The organism is Clostridium malenominatum, from assembly GCF_039521365.1.
Taxonomy (GTDB): Bacteria; Bacillota; Clostridia; order Clostridiales; family Clostridiaceae; genus Clostridium_AW; species Clostridium_AW malenominatum.
Map to the genome: position 1 here is coordinate 1,951,375 of NZ_BAAACF010000001.1, position 25,622 is coordinate 1,976,996.

Genomic DNA, 25,622 nt, shown 5'->3' on the forward strand with positions numbered 1-25,622 from the left:
TCCATTTACCTATCGCGTATATACACAGATTAGCCATTTTGTGAAAATCGCTCTAAGGCATTTCTCATTGTTCCTTGTATAATAAGGTTTGTCATGTTAGTAATTTCCGTAGGATTAGGAGTAAAATCTGCTTGAATCCAATGTGTCATCATTCCTACTAAAGAAACCGTATAGTAATGTGCTATAAAATCTTTTTGTGCTTCTTTTACTTCTAAATCAAATGCAATATCATAAACAATATTTTTAACTACACGAAAAACGGTTTTATACATAAAATCTTCTAAGTATTCCCTTCCTAGCGATTTAAATACACATAAGGTGACTTTTCTATTTGATTCAATATAGTGAAATAAATAAAGTAGTTCATTAGTCCACGAATCATATGTACTATTTATTTCTAATTGTTTTAACGCTTCTTCATGATAAAACCATTCCAAGAGTTCATAGATATCTTTGAAATGATAATAAAATGTACGTCTGTTCATATGGCATATATCTACAATATCTTGAATTTTTATTTTTTCAAAGGCTCGTTCACTCATCAACTTTTTCAGTGCTTCAGCCAATTTCTTTTTTGTTTTGTTAGTCTCATTATTCATTTACTTCACCTTTTTAATGTATATAATTTTTTCTTCTATTGTAACATACCTTTTAAGAAATATCCCCATTAATCAGTTGTTCTTTAAATCGGTGGTATTTATTTAATAAAGAGAAATTGCCACCGATTTAAATTTTACGGTGGCAATTCTTCTTTATTAGAAATATTTAGTTGTTCTCACATTCTAATATTTACATATGAATAAATGCTCCTGGACCAAGTGGAAGACCTAAGAAGTACCATATAGTCATTAATAATGTCCAACCTATTATGAATGTAATTGAATATGGTAACATTGTTGATATAAGAGTTCCAAGTCCACTTTTCTTATCATACTTTTGAGCAAACACAACTATCATTGCAAAATAACTCATCAATGGAGTAATTATATTAGTTGATGAATCTCCAATTCTAAAAGCTACTTGCGTCAATTCTGGACTAAGCCCAAGTCTAAACATCATAGGAACAAATACGGGAGCCATAATAGCCCATTTTGCTGAAGCTGAACCCATGAATAAATTTATGAAAGCTGAAAACAAAATAAATCCTATAACTAGAGGTAGTCCAGTAAATCCTATAGTCTTTAAAAAGTCAGCCCCTTTAACTGAAACTATAATTCCAAGGTTTGTATAGGAGAAATAACTAACAAATTGAGCTGCAAAGAAAGATAATACTAAATATCCTCCCATGCTCTTCATTGCCTCAGTCATAGCAGATACTAAATCATTGCTACTTTTTATTTTACCTATAGTTTTACCATAAGCAAAACCAGGAATTAAGAATAACAACAATATAGTAGGTATAAGACCTCCATGCATGAAAGCATCTAAAGTAGCTTTTCCTGTTTTTTCATCTACAACTCTAAGCAATCCATTTTGAGGTACCATTAAAAATGCCATTACTAATACAAATACTAAAAGTGCTAGTCCCGCATTTCTAAGACCTTTATTTTCTTCTGCTGTAATTGCATCATTATTAGGCACATATTCTCCAGTGTAAGGTCCAAGATTTTTTTCTACAATTCTTTCTGTTACGAAAGTTCCTAAGAAAGTTAATAAAAATGTAGAAGCCATCATGAAATATAAGTTTGCTGTTGCACCAATTTGATAATTAATACCTGCGCTTTTTAAAGCTTCATTAGTGATTCCAGCAAGCAATGGATCAAGAGTACCTATAATTAGATTTGCAGAGAATCCTCCAGATACACCTGCAAAAGCTGCTGCTAAACCAGCAATTGGGTTACGCCCTGCTCCCGCAAATACAATTGCTCCTAAAGGTATAACTACAACATACCCTGCATCCGATGCTATATTTGACATTATACCAGCAAATACAACTACCGCTGTTAATAATCTTGCATTAACACCAGTCAATAATTTTTTTAAGGAGGTGTTAATAAGTCCTGACCATTCAGCAACTCCAACCCCAAGCATAGCTACAAGAACAGTACCTAATGGTGCAAAACCTGTGAAGTTCTTGGTTGCACTATTGAATATGTATCGCAATCCCTCTGCATTTAATAGTGAAACAGCTTTTATAGTCACATCTTTTGCTGCCTTTGCATCGTAGTAAGTAACAGGAGTGCCCGTTTTTGCTACAATTTCAGAAATTACAATTACAATTAGACTTAGTATTATAAAAATCATTGCTGGATGTGGTAGAGCATTACCTATTTTTTCTACATTTTTCAGAAAACCTTTTACTTCTTTGTTGTTTTCAGTGTTTAAATTACTTTTCAATGTCCCCTCTCCCCTTTATATAATATGTTTGCGTTTACATGAATAGTATATTATATTTTTAAGAAAACTGCAATAACTTATGCATTAAATTTCAAGATAAGAATAAGTTCTCCTACTTTATTAAATTAAATTATGAAATTGTAATTATTTCTTACAATTAACCATGATTTATGTGAAATTATGTTAATTAATTTACATCTGTCTTCTAATACAAGACAGATGTCCTGCATTTTTATATTGTTTTGCTAAGAATTTCACCTGGTAAACCTTCAATTTTACATATTATTTCTGAAATAAATATGTAAATAGATAAAAAACAAGGTATCGCAAGTATGCGGCACCTTGTTTTTTTATGCATTATCCCACTGAAGTAATCTTCTTTCCCCTTCTAACTTCTTTATTTCTGTTATATCCTGACTTACCTCTAAAACACCCTTATATTCACCCTTTGAATTTCTAAGAGCAAAATACTGAATAAGGATCATTTTTCCCCTCATGTTTATCCAAAAGCTTGCTACTTCTTTCCTTCCATTTCTAAACTCTTCAATGATTTCTTCAACAACATGTACACTTTCATGAGGATGACAATTCCTCACGTCTCGTCCTATAACAGCAGAGGAACGAGGGAAAATTCTATCCTTAGGTCTTGTAAAAAACTTCACTTTATTATTTTCGTCAACAAAGGATAAATCTACTGGTAAAGCATTGAAAATCATTAGGATTTGTTCAAGATTCAAAATTCCTGTTTCTGTCTTAAATATAAACCCATCCATGCTTTTAATAAGCTCATTTATCTCCTCATCATCTATTTTTTCAGAAGGCCTTTGAGGGCTATCTATAAATGGAAAAGAATATTCAAAGCTTTGTTTTCCCATGTCTCTCCACTCCTCTTCGCTAAAAATCTCACTAGCTGCCGGAAAGAGAATAAGCTCTTCCTTATTTGCAAGTCCACCCATTGCAAAAAATAACTTGCCTATTTCTGAATTAAATTCACTTTCAGTACAATCCTCAGATTCAAGTAGTGAAACCATCTTATTTAAACATGCTCTAGCCTCATCATGAAGTGACCACATAATAGTAAGCCCATGGAACTTTTCCATCCTCTTTTCCATGTATGGGAAAAGTATATTTTCTTTTTTTAAATAATGATCATTAAAGGCTTTGAGTTCACTAACCTTAACTAGCAAATCCTCTTTTCTTCCTTTAAAATTCTGTTCTTTAACTATTTCTCCAATATCATTAAGCTTGGCTCTTAAAGCCTTATTTTCCTGAATTAACACATCTAAGAAACTATCTTTCTCAGGTCTTTTCCATGGGTAGGAACTTAGTGACTTATAAAATATATTTATTACCTTGTCCAATACTTTTAATATTACTTTTGGCTTTTTATCCTTATTAAGCTGAAGGTAAAATACTTCGAAAGCTTCCTGCGGAGTGACCTTTTCAATGGCGTCCTTGTATTTTAAATAAAGTTCTTTTCCATCGTATTCGTTCATCAGACCTTCTACATATTCAGCTAATAAATTGATTTTAGTTTTATCTGAGTTCATATTATCCCATCCTTTCCCAAGTTATTACTATTATAATATCACATAGATTTTCAAATTTATGTACTCTATGTTACCATTTCGGAAAATATTTGCGTACTCTATGACTGTAATTTCATATTATATATAAATCTTATAATTTTATAGGACAATCAATACTAGGAGGAGAATTTTTTTGTTTAGACAAATCCCAAGAATTCCAAGCTCATGTCCCGAAGCCTTTAAAGGAAGATACGTGGTATCCCCTGGGGATACACTATTTACATTGTCACAAATATTTAGAGTAAGATTAGAAGCATTATACTACGCTAACCCACATATCACCAATCCCAATATCCTTTACCCTGGAGACGTTCTATGCGTTCCCTCATTCATACCTATTCCTTGTTGCATAGAGTTACAAAAGAGAGGAAGAATTCCCTTTGGAACAGGTGCAACTGCCTACGCAAACTTCGGACCAAGAGGTGGTCAATCCATAAGTGTACTTGCCACACTTCCTCCCCCATCCTACTTTGGTAACTATGATATATACATTACAACTGCATTTTTTAGAGATATTGGAGGCTTTGGAAACCAGCTATTCCCAACTAGAGAAGATCCCCCAACATGGTCTTCTAGAATAGATCTTCCAACTGTAGTGTCTCTAACTCCTGATGTACGAATAACTATACAGCCATCAAATTCTACTACAGGTATAGACGGAGCTGTAATATATGAAAATACTTTACGCCAATGCTGCAATGTAAATGGCTGCTAGAAGAAACTTAAATTTACTATTAAAAATTAAATCAGGGAGTTTGTATACTCCCTGCTAATCTTATTGTTTTTATTTATATTTGCCTCTGGCTTATTTTCCTAATAATGCATGTTTGAATATAATATAAGGTCATGCTTATCATTAATGTAATCCCAACGTAACCTTTATCAATTCCGCCATGAACGTTTGTTTCAATATTGGTTGCATACCATATGCTATAACGAGAAACTGACAAAAGAGTAGAATGCTGTAATATGCTTAATGCAAATAATATTCCCTTGTATTTATTAGACATATTATTCATAGTAAAAATTAATAAGCTATATATAATGCAGATTGCTATTATTAAAAGAAATACCTTATTGTTTTTACTTCCTAATAATTTACTATTGTTTATTGAATTTAAAACGTCAATTTTAATATATATCTATTATTGAAAGAAGTGTACCTATATGAAAATACAGAGGGATTTTAAAATTATTCTTATTTGATTTTAAAAATAAAAACAAGTTAAAAAATGTATAAAGCGTTACTCCCATTAACATATATTGAAGGTGATATCCCAAAATAAAATACTTTTTTTTTATAACGGTTGTATTAAAACTAAGCAAGTTTACAAATATAAATACTGTAATGCCTGATGAAATAATAAATTGTCGACATGAAGCTTGAATAATAGGAAAATCCACTTCTGTTTTAGATTCCTTGTAATATCTTAATAAATCACTATATTTTTTATCATAAAGATAGAAAATACTAAAAGAAATTAGTACAAGTGCTGCTGAGACTGCTTGTATTGTATAAGGTGCAACCAAACTCCAATATAATGCAATTGCCAATACAATAAAGGATATAATAGTTCCTTTTATATAATTATGATTTTTATCTTCTATGATAAATTGTCTATTTAACTGATTTTCAGTACCCACATGCCCTTCGCCATCTGCCTTCTTTCCAGTAAGCAATTCGTCAATTGTAATCTCCAATATAAAAGCAAGTTCTGGAAGCAACCCTACCTCGGGATAACATTCCCCTCTCTCCCATTTTGATACAGCTTTATCAGAAACATTTAGTAGCTCAGCAATGTCCTTTTGAGTCATACTTTTTTGCTTCCTTATGGTGCTGATTATTTTTCCAGTTTCTATTGTCCCCATGTAATCTCCCCTTTCTGTCTCTAAAACCATTGTTGCAAAAATATGAACATATCTCAACCGATTTATTTTAGATTTTCTCAACCTGTGGTAGAATTGCCTGAAATCAATGGTTTTCCTTTTAGTTATACCCTTATTATACCAAATATTAAAGCAGGGAGTTTATGTCTCCCTGCTTAATATATTATCATCTCTATTTTACTTCATTAAGAACTACGTTTAAATTAGGCACATTAAATTTTTGATTTGCTCCAGTATCATTTTTTACATATTCAACCTTCATATTATAATCTTAAATATGTGCTGGTTAATTAAATCTCTACCAATTTATTTCCAGACCCACTCCAACTTCTTTTACTGGCAATGTTTTATGTATTTCTGATCTAACAACAAATGAAGTACAATGGCAAGGATATAATTCCTTTAAATTATTCTGTTTTAAATAATCTATAGTTTTACTAACCTGTTCATTTACTTCAAATAAATGAAATCCTCCTATAACCCCTAATACTCTATTGTCTTTGCATACTTTTTTTGCATATTCTATTATATTGCATATCCCGCTATGAGAACATCCTGTGATAATATAAATACCATTTTCACTTTGATATACAAGGGCTGTATCATCTAACACGTAATCGTCAATTGAAGTTTCCCCAACGACTTGCTTACCGATAGCCTTTCTACTTTCGAAGTCGTTCATTTGAGGTATCTCACCTAAGAAAATTATATGCTCACTAATTTTTTTAGGTTCTTTAGAAAGAACTAGATTGCATTTATCCTTTAGTTCTTCTTGTAAAATAGGAGAGCAAATTTTTAAATCATCTATTGATTTTTCTTTAAATGCATCTGGATGAGCGAGAATTGAAATATTATTTTTATGCTTTTGTTCAAAATAATACTTTAATCCCCTTGTGTGATCGTCGTGACCATGTGAAATAACAATAGCACTTATATTTTTCAAATCCACACCTAATGCAATGGCGTTTTTTAAAAACAAATCAGAATATCCCACATCAAATAGTAGGCTAATATCCCCATCTTCAATATAATATGAAACAGCAGGTTCTCCACAATAATATTGGTCAATGTATGTATTATTATCTACTAAAACTTTTAGTTTCACCTCATTACCCCCTTTTCTTGATTACATTTTATCATGAAAAACCCTTCAACCCAAAAATAGGCTGAAAGGTTTAACTTGTCTAACGCACATTAATCTATCTATAAACTTCTATTTATCTATACTAAAATAAATAAAGATTTATTTCTAAAAATTAATTATTTAGATGCATTTAATAAATAATCGTCATAGTTTCCCTTAATGCACCTTACTCCCTCTTTTGTAAGCTTCATAACCTTGTTTCCTATTTTATTAATAAAATATCTATCATGAGATATAAATAAAATTGTACCTTCATAGTCCTTTAAAGCAGCTTCTAATACTTCTTTGCTCTGCAAGTCTAAATGGTTTGTAGGTTCATCTAAAAGCAGCAGGTTTGCCTCTATAAGCATAAGTTTAGCTAATGCTACTCTTGATTTTTCTCCACCACTTAAATCTCCTATTTTCTTAAATACGTCTTCACCAGAAAATAAAAATCTTCCCAATGCTCCACGTATTTTACTTTCTTTCATAATAGGAAAATCACCCCATATTTCTTCTAATACAGTATTATGAGGATTTAACTTTTCATGTTCTTGATCATAATAACCTATATGAATGTCTTTCCCCCAATTAATTGAACCGCATTCTAGCTTTAAATCTCCTATTAAAACCTTTAATAAAGAAGTTTTTCCTACTCCATTAGGCCCTATTAATGCTACTCTATCTCCTCTTGTAAGGTCAAAGCTTAAACCTTTAGAAAGTATTTTTTTATTTTCTACTTCCCCCACAGATAAAATCCCTTCCCTAATTTGCAGCACTTCCTTATAAGATTTATTCTTCATTTCAAAGTTCATATTAACCTTTTTTAATTCTCCTTGGGGCTTATCTATTTTTTCCATTCTTTCTATAGCTTTTCTTTTACTTTTAGCTGCTTTAGCAGAAGTGGCTCTTACTATATTCTTATCAACAAAAGTTTGAAGTCTTTCTATTTCCTCATGTTGTCTTTCATAATTTTTTATATGGAGTTTCTTTTCCTCCTGTTTAAGAAAAACATACTTTGAGTAGTTGCCATTATATCTTTTGGATTTTCCTCTTTCTATTTCGTAAATAACAGAAACTGTAGAATCTAAAAAATATCTATCATGAGAAACTATTAAAATTGCACCTTTATAACCTTTTAAATAGCCTTCCAACCAATTTAATGCATCCAAATCAAGATGGTTTGTGGGCTCATCCAACATTAATAAATCTGGTTCATTTAAAAGTATTTTTGCTAAGGACAGTTTAGTCTTTTGTCCTCCGCTTAGCTTTGAAACTTTAATATTTAAATCAAAATTTTTAAATCCAATTCCATTTAAGATGGTGTTAATTTTTGATTCTATTTCATATCCACCTTGCATAACAAAGTAATCAGTTTTAGATGAGTATTTCTTCATAACTTTTTCTAATTTCTCATAATCCTCAATAACTTCTTGTGAAGCCATAAGTTTTTCTAATTGCCTTAACTCTCTTTCTACATTTAAAAGTTCATTAAATACAGAAAGCATCTCCTCTTTAATGGAGTGTTCTAAATTCAAACCACTATCTTGCTTTAAATAAGCAAAGGTTTTTCCCCTAGACTTTATTATTTCTCCTTCATCCTGTGAGATATCTCCATAGATTATTTTTAATAGTGTAGATTTGCCTGCACCATTAACTCCTATTAAGCCTATCTTTTCTCCTTCTTCAACCTTTAAATTTATATTTGAAATTAAAATTTCTCCATTGAAGCTTTTTCCTATATTATTTAATTGTAATAACATTTTAACCCTCTCCTATTGCTCATTTGATGATTTTGTAACCCAAATAGGTATCTAAAACTCTAAGATACTTATTTTAAAATGGCTAAAAACCTAGGTTCTTGGGTTTTTAACCACCAAATGAGCTTGCTAGATGGTTATAACGCCTATCTTCATAGTTCTCACCGCCTTTCTTAAAAAAAGAAAAAGATCATGGAAATCCATGACCTTTTTTAAGTACTTAAATACAGATGCATATAGCTTTTAAAAGCTAATATAAAATATAAAAAGTCACGGAACTTTAGTTTGCCCGTGACATTTATAATCTCAATACTAATTTAATCCCATGGGGTCGCTATTTTTAATTCCATTCAATATTGTATTTTTAGCTATTGTTGGTTTTATAGTTAAATTTGCAATGTTTATCATATACTTGCGACCTCCTTTTCTTTAATCCTAATATTTATTAGTATTATACTATTTTATGAAAATTATAACAATAAATATTTTAACTCACAACTTAAAATTTACAATTATAGAGAAATATTATCAATCCACCTCTTCAAATTGTGCATGGTAAAGCTGTTCGTAATATCCCTTTTTCTCTAGTAGCTCATTATGGGTTCCCTGCTCCACGATATTTCCATCGCTCATTACTAGAATCAAATCTGCATTTTTAATTGTAGATAATCTATGGGCGATTACAAAGGAAGTTCTACCCTTCATAATATTTCTCATGGCATCCTGAAGCTTTTGCTCTAGCCTTGTGTCCACGGAGCTTGTAGCCTCATCCAAAATTAATATAGGTGGATCACAAAGTACGGTACGAGCTATGGTCAAAAGCTGTTTTTCCCCTTGAGAGATGTTGCTAGCCTCTTCATTAAGTACCATATTGTATCCATCTGGCAGCGTAGTAATGAAGTGGTGGACATTTGCCACCTTGGCAGCATTAATAATCTCTTCTTCGCTAGTACCTTCTTTTCCATAGCCTATGTTTTCTTTAATACTACCTTTAAAGAGCCAGGTATCTTGAAGAACCATTCCAAATTTTGCTCTTAGGTCATCTCGTTTCATATGGCGAATATCTAAGCCATCTATCTTAATGGAACCACCAGTAACATCATAAAATCTCATCAGCAGATTGATTAATGTGGTTTTTCCTACACCAGTAGGGCCCACTATGGCAACCATCTGACCGCTTTTCACTTCTACATTTAAGTGGTGAAGCAAAGGCTTTTCCTTTGTATAAGAGAATTCTACATTTTCAAAGGACACATTGCCACGCACTTCTTTATATGGTTTTATCATCTCTACTGCTTCTACTTCTTCCTCTTCATCTAGGAATTCAAAAACTCTTTGTACTGCTGCTACAGAGGACTGAATTGCTCCAGAAAGTTGGGTAATCTGGCTCATAGGCTGGTTTACCTGCCAAATATAACGGATGAAGGCTTGGAGTTGTCCTACAGCAATAGTTCCTGCAATTGCATAAAATGTACCTACAATGGCTACAGAAGCAATTCCAATGTAAGTTACAAAGGTTACAAGTGGAGACATCAAACCGCTAATGAACTGAGCTTTAAAACCATTCTCACATAGTTCTTCATTGGCGCCCATAAGTTCTTTAAGTGTATCTTTCTCTTTTCCAAATAATTTAATTTCATTAAATCCAGTAAATTTCTCTTGAACAATGCCATTTAAACGTCCCAATGCATTTTGCTGCCTTTGGAATATAGGTTGAGATTTTTTCACAATCACCTTAGATATTATAATAGCAGATCCTATAATTGCCACTGCTGATAGAGCCATTACCCATTGAATCTTAAACATCATAAATACTGCAAGGCTCAGCCCTAAAATAGCATTTAAAACTTGAGCAAAGCTTTGCTGAAGGGCATTAGAAATAGTCTCCATATCGTTGGATACACGGCTCAAAATATCTCCTAGAGCATTTCTATCAAAATATGATATAGGGAGTCTTCTGATTTTCCCTTGTACGTCATTTCTTAAATCCACCATAGCGCTTTGAATTGCATCGGTCAATAAGAACTGATAGACACAGTTGCTTAAAGCTCCCGCCACATATATAAAGACTAAAATTAATATAATTTTATTGATTTTACCAAAATCCACCCTTGCTCCTGAGCTAATGTCAGAAAATAATTGAGTAGTAATCATCCCTTCTAAGTAAGGGCTTAATGCAATAAAGCAGGAGGATACAATAATTAGTAATATGGCTATGATAATCTTTATCTTATATTTTTTTAAGTAGGGAATCAAACGTTTAATACTAGTACTTTTCTTTTTCATCGTTCCAATTCCTCCTTCGACATCTGGCTAGCTGCTATCTCATAATAAATATCGCAGTTTCTTAGTAACTGCTCATGAGTTCCCATATCAACCACTTTTCCTTCGTTCAATACGATAATTTTCGTTGCATCCATAATGGAGGATACTCTCTGTGCCACAATCAAGGTAATAGCATCAGTGGTTTCACTTTTTAATCTCTTTCTTAGTTTAGCATCGGTTTTAAAATCCAATGCAGAGAAAGAATCATCAAATATATAGATGTCCGGTTTTCTTACCACCGCCCTTGCAATGCTTAACCTTTGTTTTTGTCCTCCAGATATGTTACTGCCTCCCTCTTCTATGGTTTCATCAAACTGATTTGGCTTGTCTAGGATAAAATCATAAGCTTGAGCAACTTTGGCACTATGCTCTACTTCAAATTGAAGGGCATCATGTTTGCCATAGCGGATGTTTTCATTTATGCTTCCGGAAAACAGCAAGGATTTTTGCGGAATAAAACCGATTTTTTCACGCAATGCCATTAAATCGTATTTTCTAATATCTACTCCGTCTACTTTAATGCTACCTTCGCTTATATCATAGAATCTAGGAATTAAATTTATTAATGTACTTTTACCGCTGCCAGTACTTCCAATAAATGCAACGGTATCGCCTTTTTTTGCACAAAAACTTATGTCATGTAACACTGGAACCTCACCATCAGGATATTTGAAAGTTACATTATCAAATTCTAATGTTCCACTTTCATCTCCATGGGTTACTGCATTTTCTGGATCTTTAATAACTGGCTCTTCTTCCAGCAACTCCTGAATACGTCTAGCACTGATTTCTGCACGGGGATACATAACAAATACCATAGAAAATAGCATCATAGAAAACATAGCGTGAAACATGTATTCCTGAAATGCCACTAATTTTCCCACCTGTAGAGTTCCTACATCAACCATACGGCTAGACAAGATAAATACAACTACAACCCCTATATTTAATAATAGAAAGAAGGCTGGCTGTGTAACAGACATTAGCTTAAAGAGCTTTTTTGCATTTGCTGCATAGTCTTCATTGGCTTCAGAAAATCGCTGAGTTTCGTAGCGATCTTTTCTAAATGCACGTATAACCCTAACGCCAGTTAAGTTCTCCCTCGTAATTCGATTCAACCTGTCCATTCCCTCCTGCTGTCTTGTGCTGATTGGATTACTAGTCTTAGCAATGAGGTATACTCCAAAGCAGATAATAGGAATGCATCCTCCAATTACCATAGATAAAGTGATACTTGTCTTTATTACCATAAACATACTGATCAAAATCATCACAGGCGTTAAAAGCGCCATCCTAAGTATGACATTGATAAATTGCATTAATATAAAAGCGTCGTTGGTGGCTCTGGTAATCATACTGGATATACCAAATTTATTATATTCAGTATGAGAAAATTCTTGAGTTTTTTTGAAAATATCATTTCTGATATCTCTTATAATTAACGTGCTTACCTTGGAACTGCAATAGGCCAGTACAATATTTCCAATGCCGCCGATAATGGCCACCGCTAAAATTAGAACACCTAACTTATAAATATAGGCTCTATCGTTTAGTACAATGCCCCTGTCTATCATGTCAGAGACAATTGTAGGGATGCCAAGTTCCGCCACAGCAAATCCAAACACAGCTAGTATGTTACAGAATACATATAACTTGTACTTTTTTAAATACTTTAAAATTAACTTCATATTCAACCCTCTCTTGTCAATGATTTTTCTAAGCTCAATCCTTGCTTTTGCCGTCAACATATACTATGATAAAGTATAATGTTACCTTATAGTCAAGGAGAGATTTTCAAAATGCAGGAAAAATTTTTTACTACTGGCGAATTCGCTAAGATGTGTAATGTTGAAAAACACGTGCTGTTCCACTATGATGATATCGGCCTGTTTAAGCCAGCAATCATACAGAAAAACGGCTATCGTTATTACTCTTATTATCAGTATTTTACCTTCTCTGTTATCCTAAACTTAAAAAAGCTAGGAATGTCCCTAAAGGACATAAAAATCTATCTTGAACAGCGCAATCCTTCCATGTTCTTAGATCTACTAGAAGAAAAAAGTCAACAGGTAGCTGAGAAAATAAAATATTTTCAAGATATACAGGAAATGATTCAAAGCATGAAAAACATGACTAAGGAAGGCATAAAAATCCACAATAACTTCTACTTAGAAACCTTACCGCAAGAAATTATTCTCCGATCGGATAATATGGAAAATTCTCCAAATAAGACTTTTGCCAACTTCATGCAGGAATATATTAAGTTCTGCCAAAACCTAGGCATTACTGTTCAAGAATCTGTAGGGGGAATAATATCGGTGGAGAATTTGCGCAAGAGTAATTTCACAAACCTTTCTTACCTGTATATCAAGCTCAAATCCTCTCTACCTGGGAAAACAGTAATTCGTAAGCCAGGAGTCTATTTATGTGGATACTTTGAAGGCACATATGATGATTTATCCAATGCTTATGAAAAGATGCTGAAGTACGCTGATGAGAATGGAATTTCTTTGGGAGATTATTCTTTTGAGGAGTATCTAATTTCTGATATTGCCCAGAAAGATCAAAAGCACTATATTACTAAGCTAATAATAGAGACTTTAGAAAATGACTTAACTTAATAAAGTCTGAATCTATAGCAATATAAATTATTATAATGCTATCATACAATAAAAACAAAAGTGCAGATTGATGCCATAATTTATACATCTCCCTGCACTTTTTAAGATTTATAAGCTTGTAACGTAAAGTCCTCTTGCTGGAGCTACACATAGCTGTATATTATCTATGGCTGTCTGAAAATTTCCTCCAATAACTCTTATTGTAGATATTACATTTGACCCTAAATTAATTGTGAGTTGATTCCATATTGTGTTTGGAGGAGCCACATAATTTGCTAGTCCACCTACAAACTGCAATAGATTATTATTTATATCATATGCTTCTATTGCTACATTTACAAAAGAAGAATAAAATAAACTGACACTAGATACTGGGTTACTTAAGAATATATCTTTATCATTAGCCAAAGTAAAACCTGCTAGTGTAACTGGAGAAGGTAAATTATTAAAAGGCGCAGTACCTCCAGCTGCCACCTCAAGGTCCGTAAACCAACCTGTCTCAAAAGTTGCGATAGTAAATCCAAGGTTCTGTGGAGGAATTGGTAAGAAATTCCCTCCCAATCCTTCAAAGGTAATTAATCCACACTGTATTTGTCCATTTGTCTGTTGCGTCTGAACAATTTTAACTTCTGGAAGATCTTTAGCACTTTTTAAAATTTCTTCTATATTTTCTGGAGCATCAAATAATTTTATACTCTCGTTTGTCATTTTATGCACCTCCAAATGCATCAAAAATTTTTATGCTATAATGCTATAACACTCTTTTAGTTTCTATTTAAAAGCATAAAGCAACTTAATACCTTAATCTTTAGTATAATATATGATAGCATGTAGTTTGGTGCTACAATAAGTCTACAGTATACTCTTACCTTGTCTTAAAGTACAACTCATCTAAAATTTAAAATAAAAAAAAATAATTTACTTTATTCCCTAATTGAATAAAATAAATTATTTTTAAGTAGCTTGTCGGGGATATAGATTATTTATATTAATGTATTTTATCGGATCTAGCAAACTTGCCATAGCCTAATGGAACCATTACACCTTCTTTAATTTCCATATAAAACACCACCTGATTCATAATCTAAAGCATATCACAGTTACACATCTTCAGGTAAAACATTTCTATGAACAAATTCATGAAAAAACCATTCTCCTATTCCAATTAATATGGCTGAAAGAAATGCTGCTGTAAAAGGTATTGATCTAAATTTCCACCAATAGTTAAACATAAAAATAGTAACTAGAGCTAAACCCATGTCAGAAATTGTTGTTACAAGATTATTTGATATATCTAATAATATAATATCACCTAAAATATATGCAAGGGCTGTAACAACAGCGGCTATATATAATATGCTGATGAAGCTTAAATTGGTCATCATGCCAAGGACAACCTCTAAAACCACCGCAACTATAAGAAACTTTATTATTAAAGCAGAAACATGCTTCATTTCTCCACCTCCTTTGCGTATCATGCCGTAATACTATTATTCCTTGTGCTATGAGGAATATGCATTTATTAAGCATTTGCAAAAGAACTTTACGAAAACTTGAAGAAAGATGGTATGGCGACTGATAAGTTTGGAGTTACTTTTCAAATTTACACTAATAGAAAATAACAATCTGAACTCTCAACTTTCGTTGAGAGTTTCATTTAATGATAATTCAGTTTTAAATACTATTACAGCATTTCCAGCAACTTTAACTTCCACAGGCTCTCTATCTTCTATCTTTACCTCAACTTCAATAATCCCTGGTCGGTTTATAGCTTCACCCAGCTTAGCCTTAAATTTAAATATAGAATTATTGTGATGAACAAGATTATGATGAACAAGATATGCACCTAAAGGACCATTTGCATTGCCAGTAACAGGGTCTTCATTTATACCTATTGCAGGCGCAAACATTCTGCCATGAATTAAAATATCACTATGCTGTGTATTAACTGTAAAAACATAGTATCCATTACATTTAATAATCTTGCTTAAATTAGATAGTCTTTGGTAATCCGGCTGCAATGTATTTAAAGTTTGGATACTTTTTATTCCCACCATAACCTTAGAATGACCTGTTGAGACTATCTGAATTTCATAGTTTTCTAATAAATCACTATCTTTTATATTAAGTGCTTTTAAAAGTTCTTCTTTATTTACGCCATCAATAACACTTCCAAACTCAACTTTACCCTGGGTCATAACAATTTTATAATCCTCATTTTTCTTTATTACATCAACAGGTAAAATCCCAGCACCTGTCTTATGATAAACCCTTGAAGTATCAAGTCCATTTTCAACAGCACGGGCATAATGAGCAGCAATAGTAGCATGCCCACAGATGGGCACTTCATTTGTTGGAGTAAAGAAGCGTATATGAACATCATATTCACTACTATTTGAAGAAAAGCTAAAGGCTGTCTCAGAATTATTAAGTTCCCTTGCTATTTTCTGCATTTCATATTCCGTTAGTCCATCTGCGTTTGTTATTACCCCTGCTGGATTTCCTGTAAGTTTTTCCTTTGTAAATGAATCAATTTGATATAAATTATATTTTCTCGTCATTATCTCCACTCCTAAATATAGGTATTATATAATCAATTATAGTTTTGATAGGATATATATACAAGTACGCACTTTTTAATTTGATACTTACCTTTATGTGTAAAAAATAGGCTTACACTCTTTGAGATAAGCCTATTTTTATATGTTATTACATTAATTATTGTAATTCTATGCCTTGATTTTTTTGTATATCATCGGCAATAATAGCTTTGCCTTTAACTACTTTTCCTGTCTTTACCTCTGGTTGAACAGATGGATTACTTGGATATTTGTTTCCATCAAATTTGATTTGAGAATAAAATGGCTCTATTCCTCCTCCCGATACATACATAATTAAGTCATTCCAGCCATTTGTTTTATCGCTACTTACAATTATTGGGTTTCTTACAAGAGTAAAATTAGAAATTAATTTGTAATCTTCTTTTTCTCCTTCAAATATAAGTGCTGTAGAACCGCCACTTCCTGATACATATTGACCTACTAAATATACAAAAGTTTCAGCTTTTCCATCACCATTTAAGTCAATTTTATTGTAATAATATTTTAATGGTCCATCAGTTTTTTCGTTATAATTTAAAGTTTTTGCAATAGCTTCTTCTAATTTTCCATCTCTTTCTTTTTCAGACACCTCATAAGATAGATTTGAAAGATCTATTTTATCTGATTGGAGCTTAATTATATTTTCTTCTTCCTTTTTCTCCATTTGCGCAAATACCTTTTCTTCTTTTTTCGCTATTGCTTCTTTACTTTGTCCGCAAGCTGTTAAACTCATTACAGATGCTGTTATTAATAAAATACTTATTAATTTTCTCACTAAAAACCCTCTCCTCTTTCTTAAATATTTTATATTTTCTATTATTTTACCAAGTAGTATTCTTCAACTTTTTTTCCTACTTCATCCACAATTTTAAATTTTAAAGAATTAACTTTTTTATATGCTTCCCCACCATCTTGTTTTATCACAAATTTATATTCAGTTAATAATTTGTCCATTTCTTCTGCTGCATATTTTGAAATTTTAAGGTCACTTTCTTTTAACTCTTTATATGCATTTTTAACACTATCATTAACTTTACCAGTTTCAAAGTCTACATCTTTATTAAAATGACTAATAGTTAATAACGCTTGTATATGCCACTTCATTAAATCTTTTATATCTTCTCTATTAGCAAGTCCTCTGTTATCTTTAATAGCTTTTTCAAGTGTAACTACTCTATTCTTTACTTCTTCAACATCAACATTGATGTACTCTCCATTAAAGATAGGTTTCTGCTGGTCTTTTTTTCTTAATTCATAGTATGGTTTTAAATTTTTTGAAAGGTACTGGCTAAAATTATCTGCAATCATTGCATAATCTATGGTTAAATAGTGAGCTCCCTCTCTCATTTTAAATGTATAACCTGAAGTTACAGTTTTCTTAACTTCATCTTTTATCTTTTCATCTTTTATCTTTTCTAAATCTAATTTACGTCCTTCATTCATTTCATTGATTGCATTAAAATACCTTCCTTCCAATTTATCAAAATTAGTATTTAATAATAATTCATATTCTCTAACCATTTTATCTGCTATTTCTTCTGAAACCTTTTCGATATTATCTACAATGAACTCTTTTGTTTTTAAAGAATCACTAGTTTCTAGCACTTTTATAAACTCAGTAAATACTTCTTCACTAGCTTTATTTTTATCTTTTTCTACTGTAGATTCTATTTTCCCAGTCTCTATTGACTGCTCCTTTGCTCTACATCCCACCATAAAGATTGCTATACAAATTACTGTTATTAATCCTATCAATATTTTTTTCATTTCTATAAATTTCCCTCCTATGCTTAATTTTCTAATTAGATAATATCAACAATTGTTTATCTAAGAATTACAAATCATTTACTAATGAATTACAAATTAGCAACAAAATTATCCTTAATTTATATTGCTAATAAAAAAAGAGCTTCTTTCAAAGCTCTTTATCATTTACGATAATATTAATTTTTTATTCTCTCCAAGCATCTTCTATAACGTCATCTATTTTATCTATGGCTTTTTTTATAGCTTCATTTCTTTCTTCTTCAGTAAAACCAACGCCGTCAACTAGCAGTTCTTCAAATCTCTTTATACCAATTGTCTTCATGATATCTTCTACATAGTTTAAACCCTTATTCATAACCACTCTTAAAAGCCAAGGAATATTTCCTCCTGAGGATTGAATATAAACCATGCCTCTTGGCTTATCTTTTAGTAATCCCTCTATTTTATCTTCATTTATACTTACAGTTTTTCCATCCATAACGACGCAATCAATATATTCCTTTAATGGCGCTGGAAAGGATAAACTCCACATAGGAGTTGCAATAACATACATATCAGCTTCTTTAAATTGGTCTGTTAGTTTGACTATTTTGTGCACTTCTTTTTGCTGCTCTTCGTTTAGTTTATTATAATCTTCTTCCTTTATCATTGCATTTCTTCTTTCAAAATACTGATATTCTAGGCGTGGTACATGGACATCATAAAGGTCCAATTCCTCTAATTGAAAGTCTTTGTGTAACTCTAAAAATCTGTTAACAAATGCCCTCCCTACGGTTTTACTTGCCGACATGTGCTCTGGCTTTGAATTTACTGTTATATACAATAGTTTTTTCATTTACTTCACCCCTAATAATTATTATTTATATTAGTGTTTACCCCATTTTCAAAAAAATTCTACATAAAATAAGACTTCCAGCTCTTGTTATGAATTTCATAACATAAACTAAAAGTCTTTTTAAAATAGGCTGACTATTATTTGTACACGCTATAGTCTATTTCATTTTCACTTCTTGCAACGATTAGCGCTGTAAGGGTATCTGAATCTACGTTTAATATTGTTCTAAGCATTCCTACAAACCATTCTACTCCTGCAAATAAGGCAATAGCATCTATTGGTAAGCCCATTTGAGGTACGATTATGGCAAGGGATACAAGTCCTGCACCTGGAACAACTGCGTTAGCTAATGAAACTAAAGTTGCCAAGGCTGCAATATATAAGTACTGTGTACCTGAATATCTAACACCATAAATTTGTGCTATGGTGACAATTGTAAAAGCCATATGCATAGCTGATCCGTTGCTGTTAAGGGTCATCCCAAGTGGTAGTACAAGTTTTGTAACCTTTTCACTTATACCTAACTTTTCTTTAGCATCCTTCATTTCTGTAGGTAATGTTACAGCTGATGAAGTTGTAGCGAGTGCTACTAGTGACATTTCTGTCATTCCTTTTACTAGCTTTATAAAGTCAACTCTGCAGTAAGCTGCAACTATAATAAAGAATAATGCAAGGTATGCAAATGTTGCAATGGCATAAATGCCAAGATATTTAGAAAGAGGTAATATTACTGCAACCCCAACTTTTCCTATGGTAGAAGCTATTAATGAAAATATACCAATTGGGGCAATCTTCATTATAATTGAAATCATTTTTAATATGGTTTTATTAAACTCTATAATCATTTCGAGAAGTTTACTGTTTTCATCTTCAATTCTTACGTAACTTAAAGCTACTCCAAATAAAATAGCAAAGACTATTGCCTGAACTATAACTCCTTCAGACATTGATTTTATTACATTTGTAGAGAAAAATCCAAGTATGGTATCGTATATAGATCCCATATTATTTGCTTCAACTTTTGCTCCTCCACTTAAAGCACTTAAGTCTATCCCAACACCAGGTCTTAAAAACATTGCCATTCCAACTCCCACTAAAGCGGCAAAAAGGGATGTGGCAAAAAATATAATTATAACCTTTACTCCTCGTTTTCCAAGCTCCCTTGGGTTAAGACTTCCAACTGCTTCTATTATTTGACCCATCACAAGAAGTATAATGGACATTTGTATTAATCTTAGAAAAATATCCCCTATTAATTTAATTCCTTCAACTCTTCCGTTTGATAATGTACCAACAATAACTCCAAGCACCATGGCAATCATTATTTGCACAGTCATGTTTACTTTTCTCAACTTCATAATTATCATCTCCTTATGAAAGATAGGGATGTAATATTGCAATCTTACTTTATTATGCTAATATAAATATATCATTATTCGTATTCAGTTTCATTGGCATGAAGTTCTAGATTATAAGGCGTTTTTTATACCTAAGGGATAAAGGAGTGGTAGTTTGAATATCAAAGATTTGCTAAAAATAAAATCCTTTAATGGAGCAAAATTAATTGCAGGAAAAGAAGGAATTTTAAATGAAGTACATGGCGTTAACATACTTGAAGCTATCGATATAGAAAATTGGGGCAGGCTTGGAGATGTGATATTATCTAGTTTCTTTGCCTTGCAAAATTTAAGCCATAATGAATTGGATACCTTTTTTCAAAAACTCCATTCTCTTGGTATTAGTGCCATTGTAATTAAAACGGAAAGATTGGTTAATAAAATACCTGATAACATAATTGAGCTTTGTAACAAACATTTAATCCCCTTAATTCAAATCGATAAGAACGTAAAATATGAATCAATCATTTTAGATATATTAGGACCCATAATAGATACTAACGTTAACTTGCTAAATAAATATTATGAAGTACATAGTGATTTAACTAGCCTTGCTCTACGAATGCCCTCAATGGATGAAATACTCTATGAATTTAAAAACATGATACTTAGAGATGTAAGCCTTGTTAATTGTGGAAAAAACACCGAAATCAGCACTAATCCTGAACTTTTTGACGTTACAATATTAAGCACAACTGAAGTTTCAAAGGAAAAATATATGCTATTCAACTATAGGCGCAATAAAGTAATTTACAATAATGCAAATCCCAAAATAGTCGGAGAACAAATTAGGGTGAGTATACCCTTTTTAGGTCTTGAAGATTATGAGTTAGTTATACATGAAATAGTAGATAAAATTAGTTCCGAAGATTTTATGATAATAGAAAATGCAGTGAAATTTTTACAAATGGAGTTATTAAAAAAATACGTTGTATCTCAAAATTTGTTTCAACAAAAAAATAATATTTTAAGTGACTTATTAAATGATAAACTTTACGAAAAGAAGGATGTCGATGAAGTATTAGAGTCCCTTAATCTAAGCAAACACAAGCTTTACCAAGTTCTTCTGGTTAAATTATATGAAAGAGATGAAAGTAAAAACTTAGATAAAACTTTAATGCTTCCTATACTAAAACAAGTTAGAAATGTATTTAGGTTGAATTTTAATGACATAGCTTTCCTTGAAAAATCCGATAGAATAGTATTCTTAATTAATTTTGAGAATAATGAAGCTGGATTTACTACCTCTTCCATTGAAAAGCTAATGCAAAACCTAGTGGAAAGCAATTTATTTAAAGAATTTTATTACTCTGTAAGCATCAGCTCAAAGGTAGAAAAGTTTAACATACCTAAGGCAAACAAAGAAGTTTTAGACACTCAAAAGATTTTAAGATTATTTCATAGTACAAATAAAATACTATGTTATGAAGACCTTGGAATTTATAAATTATTCTTAGAATCAAACAGCTTAGGAGATCTAGAAAAGTTCATCTCCCCTAAAATAAATAAATTTAGATTGGATTATCCACAGCTATTTGATACCTTGAAAATATTTTTAGATACAAACCAAAGCTATACCCTAACTTCTGAAAAGCTATTCCTACACCCTAAAACTGTAAGGTATAGAATTGAAAAAACAAGGGATATTTTAGGCATAGACTTTACAAACCCTGAGGAAATACTTCAACTTCAAGTAGCCTCAAGGTTAATTAAACTAATAGAAGGCGGGAAATAAAACTAATTTAAAGGAATGAATGATATGAAAAAACTAGCAAGTATATTACTAAGTAGAATAGTTATATTCGGAGGTTTAATTCTACTACAGCTGTCAGCCTTTGTGGTTTTAGTTTGGAAATTTAGTACTTATTCCATATACTTCATGTTTATAAACATGTTAGTTGGATTCTTGGTTATTTTATGGATAATAAATAATAGGCAAAATCCTGTTTATAAACTTGCTTGGATTATCCCTATTTTACTCTTCCCTATATTTGGAATTTCCTTTTATTTATTGTTTGGTATGCAAAAGGTAAACAAGCGTGTTACTAAGCGTATGGAAGAAATTCAAATTAAGACAAACTCTATTTTGAATCAAGATTTAAAGGTTATGGAAAATTTAAAGAATAGAGATATTAGAATAGCTAACCAAGCAAAATATATTTATAATGCATCTCACTACCCAGTTTATCAAAATACTGAAGTGGAATATTTCAGCTCAGGCGAGCTAAAGTTTGAAAGATTAAAAGAAGAGCTAAATAAAGCAGAGCATTATATTTTTCTTGAATACTTCATTATCGAAGAGGGAATTATGTGGAATTCTATTCTAGATATCCTCATCCAAAAGGCAAAAAAAGGAGTGGATGTGAGAGTATTATATGATGATTTGGGATGTCTACAAAAATTACCCTATAAATATAATGAGGTTCTTGAAGGCCACGGTATTAAATGTACAGTTTTTAATCCTTTTGTACCTGTCTTATCCATTAAGATGAATAACCGAGATCATAGAAAAATAGTAGTAATTGATGGACATACTGCCTTCAACGGTGGTATTAATCTAGCAGACGAATATATCAATGCACGCCCAAAATTTGGTCACTGGAAGGATTCTGCAGTGATGATTAAGGGAAATGCAGTATTAAACTTTACAGTTATGTTTTTAACCGTTTGGGATTATTATAATAAAATCTATGAAGATTATAGAGACTTTTTACCACGTAATAAAAACCATACAAAGTTTGAAAGCGATGGCTTTGTATCCCCCTACGGCGATTCCCCTCTAGACGATGAAACTGTTGGGGAAATGACTTATTTAAACATTATCAACCAAGCAAAAGAATATGTTTATATTACCACCCCTTATCTTATTTTAGATAATGAAACTGTAACCGCACTATGTCTTGCCGCCAAAAAAGGGGTTGATGTAAGGATTATCACTCCTCATATTCCTGATAAAAAATATGTCCACATGGTAACTCGGGGATACTATCCTGTACTTATGGAAAACGGCGTTAAAATTTATGAATACACCCCTGGTTTTATGCATGGAAAAAACTTCGTAGCTGACGACGAGGTTTCTATTGTAGGTACAATAAACCTTGACTATAGAAGTCTATACCTTCATTTTGAATGTGCAACTTGGATGTATGGATCAAAGGCAGTGCTTTCTGTGAAAGAAGATTTCCTAGAAACCTTAGAGCAATGCTATAGAATGGACTTAGCATATTTTAAAAATATGAAATGGTATGTAAAGCTTATGTACGCAATTCTTAGGGTATTTTCACCATTGATGTAATATAAAAGCCACTGATTAAGGTAATTGTACAACCTAATCAGTGGCATAATTTTTTCTATTTTTTTATGCCACATTTTATAAAATCTATCATCTTATCACATATATTTTCTATTAATTCATTAGTAGATACTTTCCCTTCTTTAACTCCTTCAATCATTAGCTGAGAAGATAAAATATTTATTGATTTAGCTATGAACTTTACATCTATATCCTCTCTTATTTCCCCAGCTTCTATTCCCTTAGTTAACATATACTCGTAGCTTTTTGACACATCAGTAATTTCCTTGCCAAAGATTTCTTGAACAATCTCCATATTTTCATACATCTTAGCAGCAATTTTATCATACTCTGGATTAGTAGCTGCAAACTTGGCCCCTGCTTTAAAAAGTTCCCTAAAGGTTTCAAAAAAGCTCTCCTGTTCTTTTTCAGCTACTGGTCTCATTAATTTCATCTTTTCTTCTTTAATTAAAAGAAGAATGTGCTTATACAAGTCCTTCTTATCTTCAAAATAATCATAAAAACTACTTCTCGGTATTTGTGCCTTATTTATGATACTTGAAATCTTTACTTCATTAAAGGTATACTTGGAAAATTCACTTATTGCAGCATTTATTATTTGCTCTTGTTTTTCTTTAGTTAAATTGAAAAATGTTAGCTTCGGCACATAATCACATCCTCTATATATTTTACTGCATTTTCTACGCCTTTTTCACGTTCTATAATCTCTTTAATTTCTTTAGCCTTACTTATATATTTTTCACTTTCCATTTCCTTAAGTGCTTTTGCAAGGTCAGTTATCTGTAAATTTTTTTCTCTTAATGGGCTTATTGCATATCCTTTTGAATGGAGCAAATGAGCCCAAAAGGGTTGATCTACGGAAAATGGTATTATTAATTGTGGTACCCCACTTAAAAGAGCTTCAGCCATGGTACCAACTCCACCGTGGTGAATTATTCCTTTAGCCTCTTTAAATATTAGCCTATGTGGTGCTTTATCTACAGCTAAAACATTTTCATCCTCTTCAAAGGTCATACCACTTGTTCCAGTTAATACTATGGCCCTATTATTAGTTTCCTTCAAAGCTTGAAGTAGCTTTTCTTTAAATACCTTTGGATTGTTTAAAGGCATGCTGCTAAAGGATATAACTATTGGCTTTTCCTCAGCTTCTAAAAACCTTTCAATATTTTCATCTAGTGTGGTTTCTTCAATATCTAAATAGAAAAAACCGGGCAGAAAAACTCTATCCTTCCAGCTACTTACTTCCTTAAATAAAAAAGGACTTATTGGATATATTATTGGAATATTCTTCTCGCCACGTTTAAACATGAGAGACCCTGATTTTCTCTTTGGGAAATTTAAAAACTTTTCTCTAAACTCATTGATGTCTTTTATACTGGATGTTTCCGCAAAAGAAATTACCTTATAGGTTAATCTATTCAAGAAAGCTCCAAAATTTTTGTTAGGAGATATAGTGAAGTTAGGAAATTCAGTTATTGGATACACTATTGGGACTGGTGGCATGCTAATGCAAGGAATATTTAAATAATCTGCAATATCCACAGCTCCAAGGGCTTTAGGATGATATATAATAAGGTCTGAACCCTTTGAAGCTTCTAAAAAATCTTCTAAGCTTTTTTTATATGCTGGATTTATTACTTCCTTTGAAAATTTTAACATTTTAAAAATATTATATTTTCCTCCATTAAAAACCCTTCTACCCTCTTCACTTTCTAAAATACCCATTAAATCCGCCGTTGCTTCATGAAAAGCAACCCCATTTCCCTCTATAAAATTCTTAAAGGTTTTGCCAGTGCATATAAGTGCTTCATGTCCATTCTTTATAAGCCCTCTAGCCAATGCAACATAAGGCTGAACATCCCCTCTAGTACCCAAAGTTAAAATTGAAACTTTCATATTCATTTCCTCCTATCATATCACACTGCACTTCCGACGACTATGTCGTCATTAATTATATATTAACAATTTAAGTTAATGTAGTCAAGTGTAATCCTTTTTTTGTAAACAATAACACAATTTCTTAAGAAATCATACTATGTATAGATAGAGAAATAAAATAGGAGTGTAG

Annotated in this window: 21 protein-coding genes; 4 read left to right on the plus strand and 17 right to left on the minus strand. The window is 31.8% G+C overall.

Going from position 1 to position 25,622, the window contains the following annotated elements; translation table 11 throughout:
• Nucleotides 1-29: 29 nt before the first annotated feature.
• The 3 genes from ABDZ69_RS09900 to ABDZ69_RS09910 all read right to left on the minus strand — a co-directional run bounded on the left by ABDZ69_RS09900 (nt 30) and on the right by ABDZ69_RS09910 (nt 3,887).
• Nucleotides 30-566, minus strand: coding sequence for a TetR/AcrR family transcriptional regulator C-terminal domain-containing protein (locus ABDZ69_RS09900; RefSeq protein WP_343769221.1), 537 nt, complete (start codon nt 564-566; stop codon nt 30-32).
• 223 nt (nt 567-789) lie between these two features.
• Entirely contained in the window at nt 790-2,337 is a 1,548-nt protein-coding gene (locus ABDZ69_RS09905) for an AbgT family transporter (protein ID WP_343769222.1), read from the minus strand.
• Nucleotides 2,338-2,687: 350 nt separating this feature from the next.
• The gene (locus tag ABDZ69_RS09910; protein ID WP_343769224.1) at nt 2,688-3,887 is read right to left on the minus strand and encodes a DUF438 domain-containing protein; all 1,200 of its coding nucleotides are present in this window, start codon (nt 3,885-3,887) and stop codon (nt 2,688-2,690) included.
• Between the two features lie 172 nt (nt 3,888-4,059).
• Here ABDZ69_RS09910 and ABDZ69_RS09915 point away from each other — a divergent pair, with 172 nt between their 5' ends.
• Nucleotides 4,060-4,641: a LysM peptidoglycan-binding domain-containing protein gene (locus ABDZ69_RS09915; RefSeq protein WP_343769226.1), complete on the plus strand. Its 582-nt coding sequence runs from the start codon at nt 4,060-4,062 to the stop codon at nt 4,639-4,641.
• Nucleotides 4,642-5,057: 416 nt separating this feature from the next.
• On the opposite strand, the gene ABDZ69_RS09920 is transcribed toward ABDZ69_RS09915, so the two are convergent.
• The 5 genes from ABDZ69_RS09920 to ABDZ69_RS09940 form a co-directional block, all read right to left on the minus strand.
• Nucleotides 5,058-5,795 carry a helix-turn-helix domain-containing protein gene (locus ABDZ69_RS09920; RefSeq protein ID WP_343769228.1) on the minus strand — a complete coding sequence of 246 codons (738 nt, stop codon included), beginning with the start codon at nt 5,793-5,795 and terminating at the stop codon, nt 5,058-5,060.
• Between the two features lie 316 nt (nt 5,796-6,111).
• Nucleotides 6,112-6,918 (minus strand): MBL fold metallo-hydrolase, encoded by an 807-nt coding sequence (locus tag ABDZ69_RS09925; protein WP_343769229.1) that lies wholly within the window; start codon nt 6,916-6,918, stop codon nt 6,112-6,114.
• Nucleotides 6,919-7,073: 155 nt separating this feature from the next.
• Complete coding sequence (locus tag ABDZ69_RS09930; RefSeq protein ID WP_343769230.1) at nt 7,074-8,699, minus strand: ABC-F family ATP-binding cassette domain-containing protein; 1,626 nt, start codon at nt 8,697-8,699, stop codon at nt 7,074-7,076.
• A gap of 525 nt (nt 8,700-9,224) precedes the next feature.
• A complete protein-coding gene (locus ABDZ69_RS09935; RefSeq protein WP_343769231.1) occupies nt 9,225-10,982 on the minus strand; it encodes an ABC transporter ATP-binding protein in 1,758 nt (585 codons plus the stop codon).
• Nucleotides 10,979-12,709, minus strand: a complete 1,731-nt coding sequence (locus tag ABDZ69_RS09940; RefSeq protein ID WP_343769233.1) for an ABC transporter ATP-binding protein — start codon at nt 12,707-12,709, stop codon at nt 10,979-10,981. The genes ABDZ69_RS09935 and ABDZ69_RS09940 overlap by 4 nt, the downstream gene beginning before the upstream one ends.
• 111 nt (nt 12,710-12,820) lie before the next feature.
• Here ABDZ69_RS09940 and ABDZ69_RS09945 point away from each other — a divergent pair, with 111 nt between their 5' ends.
• Complete coding sequence (locus ABDZ69_RS09945) at nt 12,821-13,642, plus strand: MerR family transcriptional regulator (RefSeq protein ID WP_343769234.1); 822 nt, start codon at nt 12,821-12,823, stop codon at nt 13,640-13,642.
• A gap of 108 nt (nt 13,643-13,750) precedes the next feature.
• On the opposite strand, the gene ABDZ69_RS09950 is transcribed toward ABDZ69_RS09945, so the two are convergent.
• From ABDZ69_RS09950 to ABDZ69_RS09980, 7 genes are all read right to left on the minus strand, one after another.
• Complete coding sequence (locus ABDZ69_RS09950) at nt 13,751-14,350, minus strand: hypothetical protein (protein ID WP_343769235.1); 600 nt, start codon at nt 14,348-14,350, stop codon at nt 13,751-13,753.
• Nucleotides 14,351-14,742: 392 nt separating this feature from the next.
• Nucleotides 14,743-15,096 carry a DUF2512 family protein gene (locus tag ABDZ69_RS09955; protein WP_343769237.1) on the minus strand — a complete coding sequence of 118 codons (354 nt, stop codon included), beginning with the start codon at nt 15,094-15,096 and terminating at the stop codon, nt 14,743-14,745.
• A gap of 180 nt (nt 15,097-15,276) precedes the next feature.
• Nucleotides 15,277-16,203, minus strand: a complete 927-nt coding sequence (locus ABDZ69_RS09960; RefSeq protein ID WP_343769238.1) for a PhzF family isomerase — start codon at nt 16,201-16,203, stop codon at nt 15,277-15,279.
• Nucleotides 16,204-16,360: 157 nt separating this feature from the next.
• Entirely contained in the window at nt 16,361-17,017 is a 657-nt protein-coding gene (locus ABDZ69_RS09965) for a hypothetical protein (protein WP_343769239.1), read from the minus strand.
• A 41-nt stretch (nt 17,018-17,058) separates the two neighbouring features.
• A complete protein-coding gene (locus ABDZ69_RS09970; RefSeq protein WP_343769240.1) occupies nt 17,059-18,009 on the minus strand; it encodes a hypothetical protein in 951 nt (316 codons plus the stop codon).
• Between the two features lie 184 nt (nt 18,010-18,193).
• Complete coding sequence (locus tag ABDZ69_RS09975; RefSeq protein WP_343769242.1) at nt 18,194-18,844, minus strand: FMN-dependent NADH-azoreductase; 651 nt, start codon at nt 18,842-18,844, stop codon at nt 18,194-18,196.
• A 137-nt stretch (nt 18,845-18,981) separates the two neighbouring features.
• Nucleotides 18,982-20,202, minus strand: a complete 1,221-nt coding sequence (locus ABDZ69_RS09980; RefSeq protein WP_343769243.1) for a dicarboxylate/amino acid:cation symporter — start codon at nt 20,200-20,202, stop codon at nt 18,982-18,984.
• A 154-nt stretch (nt 20,203-20,356) separates the two neighbouring features.
• Between ABDZ69_RS09980 and ABDZ69_RS09985 the strand changes: the two genes are divergently transcribed.
• A complete protein-coding gene (locus ABDZ69_RS09985; protein ID WP_343769244.1) occupies nt 20,357-21,976 on the plus strand; it encodes a PucR family transcriptional regulator in 1,620 nt (539 codons plus the stop codon).
• Nucleotides 21,977-22,000: 24 nt separating this feature from the next.
• On the plus strand, nt 22,001-23,536 hold the full coding sequence (gene cls, locus ABDZ69_RS09990; protein ID WP_343769641.1) for a cardiolipin synthase: 1,536 nt from the start codon (nt 22,001-22,003) through the stop codon (nt 23,534-23,536).
• Between the two features lie 55 nt (nt 23,537-23,591).
• Here the strand turns inward: cls and ABDZ69_RS09995 are convergent, their stop codons facing one another.
• Together ABDZ69_RS09995 and ABDZ69_RS10000 are read right to left on the minus strand one after the other, a co-directional pair.
• Nucleotides 23,592-24,200: a TetR/AcrR family transcriptional regulator gene (locus ABDZ69_RS09995; protein WP_343769245.1), complete on the minus strand. Its 609-nt coding sequence runs from the start codon at nt 24,198-24,200 to the stop codon at nt 23,592-23,594.
• The gene (locus tag ABDZ69_RS10000; protein WP_343769246.1) at nt 24,188-25,450 is read right to left on the minus strand and encodes a glycosyltransferase; all 1,263 of its coding nucleotides are present in this window, start codon (nt 25,448-25,450) and stop codon (nt 24,188-24,190) included. The genes ABDZ69_RS09995 and ABDZ69_RS10000 overlap by 13 nt, the downstream gene beginning before the upstream one ends.
• Between the last annotated feature and the right edge of the window lie 172 nt (nt 25,451-25,622).

Coding starts and splice junctions, on each gene's coding strand:
- ABDZ69_RS09910 (WP_343769224.1), bottom strand. CDS start 3,887: ATGAACTCAGATAAAACTAAAATCAATTTATTAGCTGAATATGTAGAA.
- ABDZ69_RS09920 (WP_343769228.1), bottom strand. CDS start 5,795: ATGGGGACAATAGAAACTGGAAAAATAATCAGCACCATAAGGAAGCAA.
- ABDZ69_RS09930 (WP_343769230.1), bottom strand. CDS start 8,699: ATGTTATTACAATTAAATAATATAGGAAAAAGCTTCAATGGAGAAATT.
- ABDZ69_RS09935 (WP_343769231.1), bottom strand. CDS start 10,982: ATGAAAAAGAAAAGTACTAGTATTAAACGTTTGATTCCCTACTTAAAA.
- ABDZ69_RS09940 (WP_343769233.1), bottom strand. CDS start 12,709: ATGAAGTTAATTTTAAAGTATTTAAAAAAGTACAAGTTATATGTATTC.
- ABDZ69_RS09945 (WP_343769234.1), top strand. CDS start 12,821: ATGCAGGAAAAATTTTTTACTACTGGCGAATTCGCTAAGATGTGTAAT.
- ABDZ69_RS09950 (WP_343769235.1), bottom strand. CDS start 14,350: ATGACAAACGAGAGTATAAAATTATTTGATGCTCCAGAAAATATAGAA.
- ABDZ69_RS09955 (WP_343769237.1), bottom strand. CDS start 15,096: ATGAAGCATGTTTCTGCTTTAATAATAAAGTTTCTTATAGTTGCGGTG.
- ABDZ69_RS09960 (WP_343769238.1), bottom strand. CDS start 16,203: ATGACGAGAAAATATAATTTATATCAAATTGATTCATTTACAAAGGAA.
- ABDZ69_RS09970 (WP_343769240.1), bottom strand. CDS start 18,009: ATGAAAAAAATATTGATAGGATTAATAACAGTAATTTGTATAGCAATC.
- ABDZ69_RS09975 (WP_343769242.1), bottom strand. CDS start 18,844: ATGAAAAAACTATTGTATATAACAGTAAATTCAAAGCCAGAGCACATG.
- ABDZ69_RS09980 (WP_343769243.1), bottom strand. CDS start 20,202: ATGAAGTTGAGAAAAGTAAACATGACTGTGCAAATAATGATTGCCATG.
- cls (WP_343769641.1), top strand. CDS start 22,001: ATGAAAAAACTAGCAAGTATATTACTAAGTAGAATAGTTATATTCGGA.
- ABDZ69_RS10000 (WP_343769246.1), bottom strand. CDS start 25,450: ATGAAAGTTTCAATTTTAACTTTGGGTACTAGAGGGGATGTTCAGCCT.